Origin of the sequence: Pseudomonas farsensis (assembly GCF_014268805.2) — a bacterium.
Lineage (GTDB): Bacteria > Pseudomonadota > Gammaproteobacteria > Pseudomonadales > Pseudomonadaceae > Aquipseudomonas > Aquipseudomonas farsensis.
The window spans coordinates 177,304-190,867 of the sequence record NZ_JABWRF020000005.1; the positions used below are offsets into that span (position 1 = coordinate 177,304).

A 13,564-nucleotide genomic window follows, 5' to 3' on the forward strand; every position below is an offset into this window, starting at 1 on the left:
GGCCGCCTGCCCTGCCGGGAACGGTTGAATATTCGGTGACGGGGAATTGACGGCTTCAGCCCCCGGTCGACCCTGCTGGCGTGGCTGGTGCACTTTGTGTGCCAGCCCTGCGCAACGCAGCATCTGGCGTGGCATTGGCGCTGCCACTGCCGGTCAGGCTGCGGCGCACTTCAAGGTTGCGTGAAATCACCAGCACTACGCGGCGGTTGCGCGCACGGCCTTCGGCAGTGTCATTGGTGGTGACCGGCTGGTACTCGCCGTAGCCCACCGACGCCATGCGCCCGGGGTTCACCCCTTCCATGGCCAGCAAGCGCACGATGCTCGCCGCCCTCGCCGAAGACAGCTCCCAGTTGGTCGGGTACTGCGCGGTGCGGATCGGCAGGTTGTCGGTAAAGCCTTCGACGTGCACCGGGTTGGCAAACGGCTTGAGAATATTGGCGACCTTTTCGATGATCTCGAAGGCCACATCGCTGGGCATGGCATCGCCACTGCCGAACAGCAATGCCGAGTTGAGTTCGATTTCCACCCACAACTCGTTGCCGCGCACGGTCATCTGGTTGCTGCTGATCAGGTCGCCAAAGGCACTGCGCACGTCATCGGCAATGCTCTTGAGCGGGTCGATGCTGGCCTGGCCAAGGGCTGCGTCGGTCTGTTCGCTGTCCTTGATCAACGGCTCGACCGGTTTTGTCGTCAGCGGCCGCTCATCACCGATAGGAATAGGCCTGACACTGCGCTCAGGGTCATTGAAGACCCCGACCAGCGCCTGGGAAATCTGCTTGTACTTGCCCTCGTTGATCGAGGAAATCGAGTACATGACCACGAAGAAGGCGAACAGCAAGGTGATGAAGTCGGCGTACGACACCAGCCAGCGCTCGTGGTTTTCATGTTCCTCGGTATGACGACGGCGAGCCATGCTTACTCCATGAAGCCTTGCAGCTTCAACTCGATAGAGCGTGGGTTTTCGCCTTCGGCGATCGACAGCAGGCCTTCGAGCAGCATTTCCCGGTAACGCGACTGGCGCAGGGTCAGCGCCTTGAGCTTGTTGGCAATCGGCAACAGGATAAGGTTGGCACTGGCCACACCATAAATGGTGGCCACGAACGCCACGGCAATGCCGCCGCCCAGTTGCGCAGGGTCCGCCAGGTTGCCCATCACATGGATCAGGCCCATGACCGCACCGATGATGCCGATGGTCGGCGCGTAGCCGCCCATGCACTCGAACACCTTGGCGGCCTGGATGTCGCGGCTTTCCTGGGTAATGAAGTCAACTTCAAGGATGCTGCGGATGGCTTCGGGCTCGGCGCCGTCCACCAGCAACTGCAGGCCTTTGCGCGCATAGGGGTCGGGCTCGGCATCAGCCACCCCTTCCAGGCCCAGCAGGCCTTCCTTGCGCGCCGTCAGGCTCCAGTTGACCACGCGGTCAATGCCGCCAGCCAGGTCCACCCGTGGCGGGAAGAAGATCCAGCGCACGATCTGCAAGGCGCGCTTGAACGACGACAGCGGCGACTGCAGCAGCGCTGCCGCCAGGGTGCCGCCGAGCACGATCAGCGCCGCCGGGCCGTTGACCAGCGCGCCGACGTGGCCGCCTTCGAGCAAGTTGCCGCCGACGATGGCGACGAACGCCAGGATCAGGCCTATCAGGCTGAGCACATCCATCAGACGCAGGCCTCGACCAGGTGCTTGCCGATTTCATCCAGGCTGTAGATGGCGTCGGCAAGGTTGGCTTTGACGATGGCCATGGGCATGCCGTAGATCACGCAGCTGGCTTCATCCTGTGCCCACACGGTGCTGCCGCCCTGCTTGAGCAGGCGTGCGCCTTCGCGGCCATCGGCGCCCATGCCGGTGAGTACCACCGAGAGCACCTTGTCGCCATAGGACTTGGCGGCCGAACCAAAAGTGATGTCAACGCAAGGCTTGTAGTTAAGGCGCTCGTCACCGGGCAGGATTTTCACCGTGCCACGGCCATCGACCATCATCTGCTTGCCGCCTGGGGCCAGCAGGGCCAGGCCCGGGCGCAGTACGTCACCGTCCTCGGCTTCCTTGACGCTGATCTTGCACAGCTTGTCGAGGCGCTCGGCAAAAGCCTTGGTGAACGCAGCCGGCATGTGCTGGATAAGCACGATAGGCGCCGGGAAGCTGGCGGGCAGTTGCGTGAGCACCCGTTGCAGCGCCACCGGGCCGCCGGTGGAGGTACCGATGGCAACCAGTTTGTAAGGTTTGCGCTTGGGCGCAGGCGAATGCGCCTGGGCGGGCGCAGCCGCACGGGCGGCAGGTGCCGGCGCGGCTGCGCGCGGGGCCGGGGCGCTGCTGTGCAGGCTGCTGGCGGCGGCCGGGGTGCTGGCAGCCGGCGCTGCGGCAGGTGCCGGGCTTGAGTAGGCGCTGAAACGGCGGTTGCTGCGCGAGATGGTGTGAACCTTCTCGCAGAGCATCTGCTGGACCTTTTGCGGGTTGCGCGAAATGTCCTCGAAATTTTTGGGCAGGTAGTCGACGGCACCGGCATCCAGCGCGTCCAGGGTGACGCGAGCGCCTTCATGGGTGAGCGAGGAGAACATCAGGACCGGGGTCGGGCAACGCTGCATGATGTGCCGTACGGCGGTGATGCCGTCCATCATGGGCATTTCATAGTCCATGGTGATGACATCGGGCTTGAGCGACAGTGCCTGCTCGATCGCTTCCTTGCCGTTGGTTGCAGTACCTACGACCTGAATGGTCGGGTCGGCCGAGAGAATTTCCGAGACACGGCGGCGGAAGAAACCGGAATCATCCACCACCAGGACCTTGACTGCCATAAACACTCCATTAAGTGGCGCACCCGCAAGGGCGCGCCACCAGAATCAAATACGCCGTGCGGCGTAACGCTTGAGCATGCTCGGAACATCGAGAATCAGCGCAATACGGCCGTCACCGGTAATGGTGGCGCCGGACATGCCTGGCGTTCCCTGCAGCATCTTGCCCAGCGGCTTGATCACCACTTCTTCCTGGCCTACCAGCTGGTCGACCACAAAGCCGATACGCTGGGTGCCGACCGACAGGATCACCACATGGCCCTCGTGCTGCTCTTCGTGCTCCTGGTTCTGCACCAGCCAGCGCTTGAGGTAGAACAGCGGCAGCGCCTTGTCGCGAACGATCACCACTTCCTGGCCATCGACCACGTTGGTACGCGACAGGTCGAGGTGGAAGATTTCGTTGACGTTGACCAGTGGGAAGGCAAACGCCTGGTTGGCCAGCATCACCATCAGGGTTGGCATGATCGCCAGGGTCAGCGGCACCTTGATGACGATCTTCGAACCTTGGCCTTTGGCCGAGAAGATGTTGATCGAGCCGTTGAGCTGGGAAATCTTGGTCTTCACCACGTCCATGCCGACACCACGGCCGGACACGTCGGAGATCTCGGTCTTGGTCGAGAAGCCCGGGGCGAAGATCAGGTTGTAGCAGTCCGACTCGCTCAGGCGGTCGGCTGCATCCTTGTCCATCAGGCCTTTTTCAACGGCCTTGGCACGCAGCACGCTTGGGTCCATGCCCTTGCCGTCATCGGAGATCGACAGCAGGATGTGGTCGCCTTCCTGTTCGGCCGACAGCACCACTCGGCCAGTGCGGGCCTTGCCAGACGCTTCACGCTCGTCCGGCATCTCGACACCGTGGTCGACCGCGTTACGCACCAAGTGGACCAGCGGGTCGGCCAGGGCCTCGACCAGGTTCTTGTCCAGGTCGGTCTCTTCGCCGACCAGCTCCAGGTTGATCTCTTTCTTGAGCTGGCGCGCCAGGTCGCGAACCAGACGCGGGAAGCGCCCGAAGACCTTCTTGATCGGCTGCATGCGCGTCTTCATGACCGCGGTCTGCAGGTCGGCAGTGACCACATCGAGGTTGGACACGGCCTTGGACATGGCCTCGTCGCCGCTGTTCAGGCCCAGGCGCACCAGGCGGTTACGCACCAGCACCAGTTCGCCGACCATGTTCATGATCTCGTCCAGGCGTGCGGTATCGACCCGTACGGTGGTTTCCGCTTCGCTGGCACCGTGTTTATCGCCAGCAGGTGCCGGGGCGCGGGCCGGGGCTGCAGCAGGCGCGGCGGCGGCGGCAGGTTTGGCAGCTGGGGCCGGGGCCGGTGCTGGTGCGCCAGCCGGTGCCGGCTTGGCTTCAGCCTTGGGCGCTGCGGCTACCACTGCGGCGGCAGGCGCTTCGGCGGCAACGGCGTCAGCGGCAAATTTGCCTTTGCCGTGCAACTGGTCCAGCAGCGCTTCGAATTCGTGCTCGCTGATTTCGTCACCGCTGGCGGTGGCGCCAGCAGGCGCTGCGCTTGCAGCCGGCAGCGCGTCAACGGCGAAGGTGCCTTTGCCGTGCAACTGGTCGAGCAGCGACTCGAACTCGTCATCGGTGATTTCATCGCTGCCAGCGGCCGGGGCGGCAGCGGGAGCGCTGGCCACGGCGGGTGCCGAGAACTGGCCTTTGCCGTGCAACTGGTCAAGCAGCGATTCAAACTCCGAATCGGTGATCTCGTCACCTTCGGCGCTGACTGCCTGGCCCTGCGCCTGCTCGCTTTGGGCAGCTTGGGCCTTGACCGCGTCGAGCGAATCGAGCAATTGCTCGAACTCGGTGTCGGTGATGTCCGCCTCAGCAGCGGCCTCGACCACAGGTTCAGGCTCGACCACAGGTGCAGGTGCCGCGCTACCCGGCTCGGCAAGGCGCGACAGCGCCGCCAGCAGCTCACGGGTAGCGGGGGTAACCTGGGTGCGCTCGCGCACCTGGCTGAACATGCTGTTGACCGTGTCGAGTGCTTCGAGCACCACGTCCATCAGCTCGGCGTCGACCCGGCGCTCACCTTTGCGCAAGATGTCGAAGACGTTCTCCGCGATATGGCAGCACTCCACCAACTCGTTGAGCTGAAGGAAGCCGGCGCCCCCTTTAACAGTGTGGAAACCGCGGAAAATCGCATTGAGCAAGTCCGCATCGTCCGGTCGGCTTTCCAGCTCGACCAGCTGCTCGGACAAAAGCTCGAGGATTTCGCCGGCTTCTACCAGGAAATCCTGAAGGATTTCTTCATCGGCGCCGAAGCTCATTAAACGTGCTCCTTAAAAACCCAGGCTGGACAGCAAATCGTCAACATCGTCCTGGCTGGACACGACGTCTTCACGCTTATCGGCATGAATCTGCGGACCTTCACCCCGAGTTGGATGTTTTTCTTCATCTTTTTCAGCACGCAGCTGCTCGTGGTCATGTTCGATACCGGCAAACCGGTCGACTTGACTGGCCATGAGCACGAGCTTGAGCAGGTTGCTTTCAACTTCGGTAACCAGCGCAGTGACGCGCTTGATCACTTGACCGGTGAGGTCCTGATAGTCCTGAGCCAGGACTATCTCGTTGAGGTGGCCGGCGACTTTCTGGTTACCTTCAGCGCTATGCGTCAGGAAACTGTCGACACGCTTGACCAACTCACGGAACTCCGTCGCTTCCACTTCGCGGCGCATGAAGCGCTGCCAGTCGGTGGACAAGCTGCGCGCCTCGCTGGCCAGGTCGTTGAGCACCGGGGTGCACGCCTCGGCCAGGTCCATGGTGCGGTTGGCCGCGCCTTCAGTGAGGCGAACCACATAGGAGAGGCGCTCGGTGGCGTCAGTGATCTGCGACACTTCCTCGGCCTGCGGCGTTGCCGGGTCGATATGGAAGTTGACGATTGCGCTGTGCAATTCGCGTGTGAGCTTGCCGACTTCCTGATACAGCCCGCGGTCGCGGGTCTGGTTCAGTTGGTGGATAAGCTGCACGGCATCACCGAACCGGCCGCGCTCGAGGCTCTCGACCAGTTCCTGGGCATGCTTCTTCAGGGTCGTTTCAAACTCACCCAAAGAGTTGTTGGTTGACTCCATTGCTTGCGCCCCCTGACGTGGCTCAGCCGTTGACGCGTTCGAAGATCTTTTCGATCTTTTCTTTCAGCGCCTGGGCGGTGAAAGGCTTGACCACGTAACCGTTGACGCCGGCCTGGGCCGCTTCAATGATCTGCTCGCGCTTGGCTTCGGCGGTCACCATCAGCACGGGAAGGTGCTTGAGGCGCTCGTCGGCGCGCACTGCGCGCAACAGGTCGATACCGGTCATGCCAGGCATGTTCCAGTCGGTCACGAGGAAGTCGAAGTTCTCGCTATGGAGCATCGGCAGTGCCGTGTTGCCGTCATCGGCTTCCTTGACATTGGTGAAGCCCAGATCACGCAACAGGTTCTTGATGATCCGCCGCATCGTCGAAAAGTCGTCAACGATGAGGATTTTCATGTCTTTGTTCAATTAGACCTCCAAGCAGTCTTTAACGCGCTCGGCGCCGAGCGCGCGCTCAATCAATTCGGCACTACAAAAATAAACGACTGCACTGAACCTGGGTTCAACGCGCGCGCCATTCCCCAAGGCGGCTGCGCAGCCGAGCTGCACATTGGCTGTGCAACTGGCTGACACGCGATTCGCTGACCCCCAGGACCTCACCGATTTCCTTGAGGTTCAGCTCTTCGTCGTAGTACAGCGCCAGTACCAGGCGCTCGCGCTCCGGCAGGTTGGCGATCGCATCGGCCAGGGCACGCTGGAAGCGCTCGTCTTCCAGATCACGCGATGGCTCAAGCTGTCCGCTCACTCCATCCTCGTGCAACCCTTCATGTTCGCCGTCCTGCAAAAGGTCGTCGAAACTGAACAGTCGGCTGCCCAAGGTATCGTTCAGAATCCCGTAGTAATCATCGAGACTCAATTGGAGTTCGGCAGCAACCTCGTGATCTTTAGCGTCACGGCCAGTTCTTGCTTCAACACAACGCATTGCATCACTGACCATGCGCGTATTTCGATGCACCGAACGTGGCGCCCAGTCACCTTTGCGGACCTCGTCGAGCATCGCTCCGCGGATGCGGATACCGGCGTAGGTTTCGAAGCTGGCGCCCTTGCTGGCGTCATACTTGTTGGCCACTTCCAGCAGGCCGATCATGCCGGCCTGGATGAGGTCTTCAACCTGCACGTTGGCCGGCAGACGCGCCAGCAGGTGATAGGCGATGCGTTTGACCAGTGGCGCGTAGCGTTCAACCAGCTCGTACTGCGCGTCCTTGGACGCCTTGCTGTACATCTTGAAACCGCTCGAATTCATAGTACTGGCCCCGCACTGGTCGGCTGCACCAAACGCTCGACGAAAAACTCCAGATGCCCACGCGGGTTGGCAGGCAGCGGCCAGCTATCGACCTTCTGCGCGATGGCCTTGAAAGCCAGCGCACACTTGGACCGAGGGAAGGCCTCATAGACCGCCCGCTGCTTCTGCACCGCCTTGCGAACGCATTCGTCGTAAGGCACGGCGCCGACGTATTGTAGGGCGACGTCGAGGAAGCGGTCCGTGACCTTGGTCAACTTGGCAAACAGGTTGCGCCCTTCCTGCGGGCTTTGTGCCATGTTGGCCAGCACGCGGAAGCGGTTCATGCCGTAATCGCGGTTGAGCAGCTTGATCAGGGCGTAGGCGTCGGTGATCGAGGTGGGCTCGTCGCACACCACCAGCAGCACTTCCTGCGCGGCGCGCACAAAACTGACTACCGAGTCACCAATGCCGGCAGCGGTGTCGATGACCAGCACATCGAGGTTGTCGCCAACATCGCTGAACGCCTGAATCAGGCCAGCATGCTGGGCCGGCGCCAGGTGCACCATGCTCTGCGTGCCGGAGGCGGCAGGGACGATACGTACCCCACCTGGCCCCTGCAGCAGCACATCGCGCAGCTCACAGCGCCCTTCCATGACATCGGCGAGGGTGTGTTTGGGGGTCAGACCGAGCAGCACGTCGACATTGGCCAGGCCCAGGTCGGCATCAAGCAGCATGACCCGGCGGCCGAGCTCGGCCAGTGCCAGGGACAGGTTCACTGAAACGTTGGTCTTGCCGACGCCACCTTTACCACCGGTGACGGCGATCACCTGTACGGGATGCATGCTACCCATGTCTTCTGATTACCTTGTCTCGCTTGAACCCAGGCCACTCAGGGGGCTGAACGCTCGACGCCACGGATCTGCCGGGCAACCCCATGATGTAGGTACTTTTTACCGTTTTCACCTCAACCCACCCGCTTGCCAGGGTTGTGGTAGAGATCAGCGAACATGTCGGCCATGGCCTCCTCGCTGGGCTCGTCTTGCATCTGCACACTGACCGCGCGGCTTACCAGCTGGTGCTTGCGCGGCAGTTGCAGGTCTTCAGGGATGCGCGGGCCATCGGTCAGATAGGCAATCGGCAACTCATGGCTGATGGCCAGGCTCAGCACTTCGCCGAGGCAGGCCGTTTCATCGAGCTTGGTCAGGATGCAACCGGCCAGGCCGCAGCGCTTGTAGCTGTGGTAGGCGGCGGTCAGCACCTGTTTCTGGCTGGTGGTGGCCATGACCAGATAATTCTTCGAGGCAATGCCTCGCCCTGCCAGCGTTTCGAGCTGCATGCGCAGTGCCGGGTCGCTGGCTTGCAGGCCGGCGGTGTCGATCAGCACCACACGCTTGCGCAGCAGCGGCTCCAACGCCTGGGCCAGGGACTCGCCCGGGTCGACGTAGGTTACCGAGACGTTGAGGATGCGCCCAAGGGTCTTGAGCTGCTCCTGGGCGCCGATACGGAAGCTGTCCATGCTCACCAGGGCCAGGTTGTTGGCGCCGTACTTGAGCACGTAGCGTGCAGCCAGCTTGGCCAGGGTGGTGGTCTTGCCCATGCCGGCCGGGCCGACCATGGCGATGACCCCGCCCTCCTCGATCGGCTCGATCTGCGGCACTTCGATCATCCGCGCCAGGTGCGCAAGCACCATGCGCCAGGCTTGGCGCGGCTCTTCGATGCCAGCGGTCAGTTCAAGCAGTTCACGGGCCAGCCCGCCGGACAAGCCCAGGCGCTGCAAACGGCGCCACAGGTTGGCCTGCTGCGGCTTGCTGCCTTGCAGTTGGCCCCAGGCCAGCGAGCCGAGCTGCACTTCAAGCAGTTCGCGCAGGCCCGAAAGCTCTGAGCGCATGGCGTCCAGCAGGCGCGCTTCGACCGGTGCCGGTGCCGGCGCAGGTGCCGCTTGCGGCGCTTCCACATGCGGCTCTACCAGCGGCTCGGAGGCGGTCAGCGACTGGCCGGCGAACAGTTGACGGTTGCCGTCGCCCAGTTCGTTGCGGCCGCTGATTTCGGCCTGGGCAGTGACGATGCGGGACTGGGTCTTGCGCAGTTCGTCTTCGAGTTCGACGTTGGGCACGCGCGGCGCCAGCGCGGACAGCTTGTAGTCCAGCGCGGCCGTCAGCTCGACACCGCCAGCAATGCGCCGGTTGCCGATAATCGCGGCATCGGCGCCAAGCTCATCGCGGACCAGTTTCATGGCCTGACGCATATCGGCGGCGAAAAAACGCTTAACTTGCATAACCCACTACCTCAGCCATTTGGGCCCACGGTGGCAACGATGGTGACTTGCTTGTTGTCAGGTATTTCCTGATACGCCAAAACATGCAAATTCGGTACAGCCAGGCGGCCGAAGCGCGACAGCATGGCCCGGATCGGGCCGGCCACCAGAAGGATGGCTGGCTGGCCCTGCATCTCCTGACGCTGGGCTGCCTCGATCAACGAACGCTGAAGCTTCTCGGCCATGCTCGGTTCAAGAAGAACACCATCTTCCTGACCCTGCCCGGCCCTTTGCAGACTATTGAGCAAGATCTGTTCCAACCTTGGTTCCAAGGTGATCACAGGAAGCTCGGACTCAACGCCCACAATGCTTTGCACGATTGCGCGGCACAGGCCGACGCGCACCGTAGCGACCAGCGCGGCGGTATCTTGACTCTTGGCCGCGTTGTTGGCGATGGCTTCGGCAATGCTGCGGATATCGCGCACTGGCACTTGCTCTGACAGCAGCGCCTGCAAAACCTTCAACAGCCCCGACAAGGAAATGACGCCCGGCACCAACTCTTCAGCCAGCTTAGGCGAGGCCTTGGCCAGCACTTGCAGCAATTGCTGCACTTCTTCGTGGCCGATCAGCTCGTGACAGTGCTTTTGCAGGATCTGGTTGAGGTGCGTGGCTACAACCGTACTGGCATCGACCACGGTGTAGCCGAGCGACTGCGCCTGGGCGCGCTGGGCGATATCCACCCACACCGCCTCCAGGCCGAACGCAGGGTCCCGGGCGGCGATGCCGTTGAGCGTACCGAACACCTGCCCCGGGTTGATCGCAAGCTCGCGGTCCGGGTAGATCTCGGCCTCGGCCAGAATCACGCCCATCAGCGTCAGGCGGTAGGCGCTGGGCTGCAGGTCGAGGTTGTCGCGAATGTGCACGGTGGGCATGAGGAAGCCCAGGTCCTGGGACAGCTTCTTGCGCACCCCCTTGATACGCGCAAGCAACTGGCCACCCTGGTTGCGGTCCACCAACGGGATCAGGCGGTAGCCGACTTCAAGGCCGATCATGTCGATCGGGGTCACGTCGTCCCAGCCAAGCTCCTTGGTTTCCTGGGCGCGCTGCGGCGAGGGCAGCAGGTCCTGCTGACGCTGCACTTCCTGTAGCGCTACCGCCTTGGCCTTCTGCTGCTTTTTCCACACCAGGTACGCCGCACCGCCAGGGATCACGCCCAGGCCGAGGAAGGCGACGTGCGGCATGCCCGGCACCAGGCCCATGACGATCATGATGCCTGCCGATACCGCCAGCGCCTTGGGCGAGTCGAACATCTGCCGGTTGATCAGCTTGCCCATGTCTTCGGAGCCCGAAGCACGGGTCACCATGATCGCGGCGGCGGTGGACAGCAGCAGTGATGGCAATTGCGCCACCAAACCGTCACCGATGGTCAGCAGGGCGTATACCTTGCCGGCATCGCTGAACGACATGTTGTGCTGCAGCATGCCGATGAGCATGCCGCCAATCAGGTTGATGAAGAGGATCAGCAGGCCGGCGATGGCGTCACCGCGCACGAACTTGCTGGCACCGTCCATCGAGCCGTAGAACTCGGCCTCTTGGGCAACCTCGGTACGGCGAGCCTTGGCCTGGGCCTGGTCGATCAGGCCGGCGTTGAGGTCGGCGTCGATGGCCATCTGTTTGCCGGGCATGGCGTCGAGGGTAAAGCGTGCGCTCACCTCGGAAATGCGCCCGGCACCTTTGGTCACAACGACGAAGTTGATGATCATGAGGATGGCGAAGACCACCGCACCGACGACGTAGTTGCCGCCGATGACCACTTCACCGAAGGCCTGGATCACCTTGCCTGCGGCGCCGTGGCCTTCCTGGCCGTGGAGCATGACCACGCGGGTGGAGGCGACGTTCAGGGCCAGGCGCAGCAGGGTCGCGACCAGCAGAATAGTGGGGAACGCGGCGAAATCCAGCGGGCGCAGGGCGTAGACGCAGACCAGCAGGACGACGATGGAGAGTGCGATGTTGAAGGTGAAGAAGACGTCGAGCAGGAACGGCGGGATCGGCAACATCATCATTGCCAACATGATCAGCAGAAGCAGCGGCACGCCGAGGTTGCCCCGACCGAGACCGGCCAGGTTGTTACGGGCGTTGCTGATTAACTGGGTGCGGTCCACCGGGTTTCCTCTTCAAGCAAAACTTTGACGCCTGCGTGGCGCCTGGCGCTGCTTGTGCAAGAAGCTTTCCAACTTTGCGTTGGCGGGGGAATTTTGAGGTGCGCCAGGCATGGACAGGCGTCTGCTGCCAGGCCCTGGGGCCGCTCTATGGTTTTGTGCAGGCCTGTCGGGGCCTCATCGCAGGCTGGCGCCAGCTCCCACAGGGGCCGCTCTCAACCGCAACATGGCTGGCGGGACCCAATCCTTTGGCAAATGATAGAGAGTCGTGGCGAGCGGGCTAGTCCCGCGTTGGGCTGCGCAGCAGCCCTGAAAACCCCAGGGGCTGCTGCGCAGCCCAACGCGGGACAAGCCCGCTCGCCACAAAGGCGTTCGCCACAAGGAGATATGTCTGGCGGGAACAGGTTTGTACAAAACCATAGCATCTCCCACAGAGACCGCGCACAGCCGCAATATCGAGGCCTTGCCTTGAACCTGTGATAGCCAGCCGGCAGAGGTGTTTTTCCGTGCACCCGCTAGCCTTGAAACAGTGCCCCCTGTAGCAATTGCGCACCAGCGGTGTGCAGTTCGGTGACGCATGCTGTTACAGGACGGTTGCACGTTAACACTGCCAAGGGTTGCAATGATGGCACCGGCTGGTTGCGACTTGTCTATGCATGCGGTGGCGCTACACGCGTCGCAGACGGTTGCACGCTCAATAAAGAAAAGGCCGCTGGTCGCCTGTTATCGCGCCTTACCCTGTGTTTTCCCAGAAGACAAAACCGATGGCACGGCCCTTGCTCAGAGCACAGGGTTGAGAAGTTGTAGTGCCAACCAAAAAAAACTCTAGGAGCACCACCTCATGTCGCAGACGTTTTACAAGAAAGGTTTCCTGGCACTGGCTGTAGCCACCGCGTTAGGTGTTTCTTCGTATGTCCAGGCCGACGTCAAGATCGGTGTTGCAGGGCCGATGACCGGTGCCAACGCAGCGTTTGGCGAGCAATACATGAAAGGTGCCCAGGCAGCGGCCGACAAGATCAACGCAGCCGGCGGCGTGAACGGCGAGAAGATCGTCCTGGTGAAGGGCGATGATGCCTGCGAGCCCAAGCAGGCCGTGGCCGTGGCCAACCGCCTGGTCGACCAGGACAAGGTAATCGGCGTGGTCGGGCACTTCTGCTCCTCCAACACCATCCCCGCCTCCGAGGTGTACGACGAGGCCGGCGTCATCGCCATCACCCCGGGCTCCACCAACCCGCAGGTCACCGAACGCGGCCTGTCAGCGATGTTCCGCATGTGCGGGCGTGACGACCAGCAAGGCATCGTTGCCGGCAACTACATCGTCGATGTGCTCAAGGGCAAGAAGGTGGTGGTGCTGCACGACAAGGACACCTACGGCCAGGGCCTGGCCGACGCGACCAAGGCGCAGCTGGAAAAACGTGGCGTCAAGCCGGTGCTGTACGAAGGCCTGACCCGCGGCGAGAAAGACTTCAGCGCCGTGGTCACCAAGATCCGCGCTGCCGGTGCCGATGTCGTCTACTTCGGTGGCCTGCACCCTGAAGCCGGCCCGCTGGTACGCCAGCTGCGCGAGCAGGGCCTGAAGGACGTGGCGTTCATGTCCGATGATGGCATCGTCACCGATGAGCTGGTCTCCACCGCAGGCGGTGCGCAATACACCAACGGCGTGTACATGACCTTCGGCGCCGACCCGCGCCTGCTGCCAGAAAGCAAGGCGGTGGTCGAGGAGTTCCGCAAGAACGGCACCGAACCTGAAGGCTACACCCTGTACGCCTACGCTTCGCTCGAAGCCCTGGCCGCAGGCTTCAACGGCGCCAAGTCGAACAAAGGCGAAGATGCCGCCAAGTGGCTCAAGGCCAACCCGGTCAAGACCGTCATGGGCGAGAAGAAATGGGACGCCAAGGGTGACCTGACCGTGTCCGACTACGTGGTCTACCAGTGGGATGCCAACGGCAAGTACCACCAGCTGGACAAACAAAAATAATAACGGCAACCGGCCCGGGCCCTACGCCCGGGCCCAAGCCCCTGCGGTACCTGTCTTTGTCAGAAGATCTGCACCCCGTTGCGCCGCCAGGG

Annotated in this window: 11 protein-coding genes; 1 reads left to right on the forward strand and 10 read right to left on the reverse strand. The window is 62.5% G+C overall.

Annotated elements, in window-relative coordinates; translation table 11 throughout:
• Positions 1-55 precede the first annotated feature (55 nt).
• The 10 genes from motD to flhA form a co-directional block, all read right to left on the reverse strand.
• The gene (gene motD / locus HU719_RS23055) at positions 56-913 is read right to left on the reverse strand and encodes a flagellar motor protein MotD (RefSeq protein WP_186520815.1); all 858 of its coding nucleotides are present in this window, start codon (positions 911-913) and stop codon (positions 56-58) included.
• Positions 914-915: 2 nt separating this feature from the next.
• On the reverse strand, positions 916-1,656 hold the full coding sequence (locus tag HU719_RS23060) for a flagellar motor protein (protein WP_186520814.1): 741 nt from the start codon (positions 1,654-1,656) through the stop codon (positions 916-918).
• The gene (locus HU719_RS23065) at positions 1,656-2,789 is read right to left on the reverse strand and encodes a protein-glutamate methylesterase/protein-glutamine glutaminase (RefSeq protein WP_186520813.1); all 1,134 of its coding nucleotides are present in this window, start codon (positions 2,787-2,789) and stop codon (positions 1,656-1,658) included. The genes HU719_RS23060 and HU719_RS23065 overlap by 1 nt, the downstream gene beginning before the upstream one ends.
• A gap of 45 nt (positions 2,790-2,834) precedes the next feature.
• Positions 2,835-5,057 carry a chemotaxis protein CheA gene (locus HU719_RS23070; protein WP_186537318.1) on the reverse strand — a complete coding sequence of 741 codons (2,223 nt, stop codon included), beginning with the start codon at positions 5,055-5,057 and terminating at the stop codon, positions 2,835-2,837.
• A 12-nt stretch (positions 5,058-5,069) separates the two neighbouring features.
• On the reverse strand, positions 5,070-5,858 hold the full coding sequence (locus tag HU719_RS23075) for a protein phosphatase CheZ (protein WP_186520811.1): 789 nt from the start codon (positions 5,856-5,858) through the stop codon (positions 5,070-5,072).
• Positions 5,859-5,880: 22 nt separating this feature from the next.
• On the reverse strand, positions 5,881-6,255 hold the full coding sequence (locus HU719_RS23080) for a chemotaxis response regulator CheY (RefSeq protein ID WP_186520810.1): 375 nt from the start codon (positions 6,253-6,255) through the stop codon (positions 5,881-5,883).
• A 106-nt stretch (positions 6,256-6,361) separates the two neighbouring features.
• Positions 6,362-7,102, reverse strand: coding sequence for an RNA polymerase sigma factor FliA (fliA, locus tag HU719_RS23085; protein WP_186520809.1), 741 nt, complete (start codon positions 7,100-7,102; stop codon positions 6,362-6,364).
• Positions 7,099-7,932 (reverse strand): flagellar synthesis regulator FleN, encoded by an 834-nt coding sequence (gene fleN, locus HU719_RS23090; protein WP_186520808.1) that lies wholly within the window; start codon positions 7,930-7,932, stop codon positions 7,099-7,101. The genes fliA and fleN overlap by 4 nt, the downstream gene beginning before the upstream one ends.
• Before the next feature lie 113 nt (positions 7,933-8,045).
• Positions 8,046-9,356 (reverse strand): flagellar biosynthesis GTPase FlhF, encoded by a 1,311-nt coding sequence (gene flhF / locus HU719_RS23095; protein ID WP_186520807.1) that lies wholly within the window; start codon positions 9,354-9,356, stop codon positions 8,046-8,048.
• An 11-nt stretch (positions 9,357-9,367) separates the two neighbouring features.
• Positions 9,368-11,497 carry a flagellar biosynthesis protein FlhA gene (gene flhA, locus HU719_RS23100; protein ID WP_186537317.1) on the reverse strand — a complete coding sequence of 710 codons (2,130 nt, stop codon included), beginning with the start codon at positions 11,495-11,497 and terminating at the stop codon, positions 9,368-9,370.
• An 838-nt stretch (positions 11,498-12,335) separates the two neighbouring features.
• On the opposite strand from flhA, the gene HU719_RS23105 reads away from it, so the two are divergent.
• Positions 12,336-13,472 (forward strand): branched-chain amino acid ABC transporter substrate-binding protein, encoded by a 1,137-nt coding sequence (locus HU719_RS23105; RefSeq protein WP_186537443.1) that lies wholly within the window; start codon positions 12,336-12,338, stop codon positions 13,470-13,472.
• The last annotated feature ends 92 nt before the right edge of the window (positions 13,473-13,564 follow it).

What these genes read in the sequence shown, in the direction of transcription:
- HU719_RS23075 (WP_186520811.1), bottom strand. Translation starts at nt 5,858, where the DNA reads ATGGAGTCAACCAACAACTCTTTGGGTGAGTTTGAAACGACCCTGAAG.
- HU719_RS23080 (WP_186520810.1), bottom strand. Translation starts at nt 6,255, where the DNA reads ATGAAAATCCTCATCGTTGACGACTTTTCGACGATGCGGCGGATCATC.
- HU719_RS23070 (WP_186537318.1), bottom strand. Translation starts at nt 5,057, where the DNA reads ATGAGCTTCGGCGCCGATGAAGAAATCCTTCAGGATTTCCTGGTAGAA.
- motD (WP_186520815.1), bottom strand. Translation starts at nt 913, where the DNA reads ATGGCTCGCCGTCGTCATACCGAGGAACATGAAAACCACGAGCGCTGG.
- fliA (WP_186520809.1), bottom strand. Translation starts at nt 7,102, where the DNA reads ATGAATTCGAGCGGTTTCAAGATGTACAGCAAGGCGTCCAAGGACGCG.
- HU719_RS23065 (WP_186520813.1), bottom strand. Translation starts at nt 2,789, where the DNA reads ATGGCAGTCAAGGTCCTGGTGGTGGATGATTCCGGTTTCTTCCGCCGC.
- HU719_RS23060 (WP_186520814.1), bottom strand. Translation starts at nt 1,656, where the DNA reads ATGGATGTGCTCAGCCTGATAGGCCTGATCCTGGCGTTCGTCGCCATC.
- fleN (WP_186520808.1), bottom strand. Translation starts at nt 7,932, where the DNA reads ATGGGTAGCATGCATCCCGTACAGGTGATCGCCGTCACCGGTGGTAAA.
- flhF (WP_186520807.1), bottom strand. Translation starts at nt 9,356, where the DNA reads ATGCAAGTTAAGCGTTTTTTCGCCGCCGATATGCGTCAGGCCATGAAA.
- HU719_RS23105 (WP_186537443.1), top strand. Translation starts at nt 12,336, where the DNA reads ATGTCGCAGACGTTTTACAAGAAAGGTTTCCTGGCACTGGCTGTAGCC.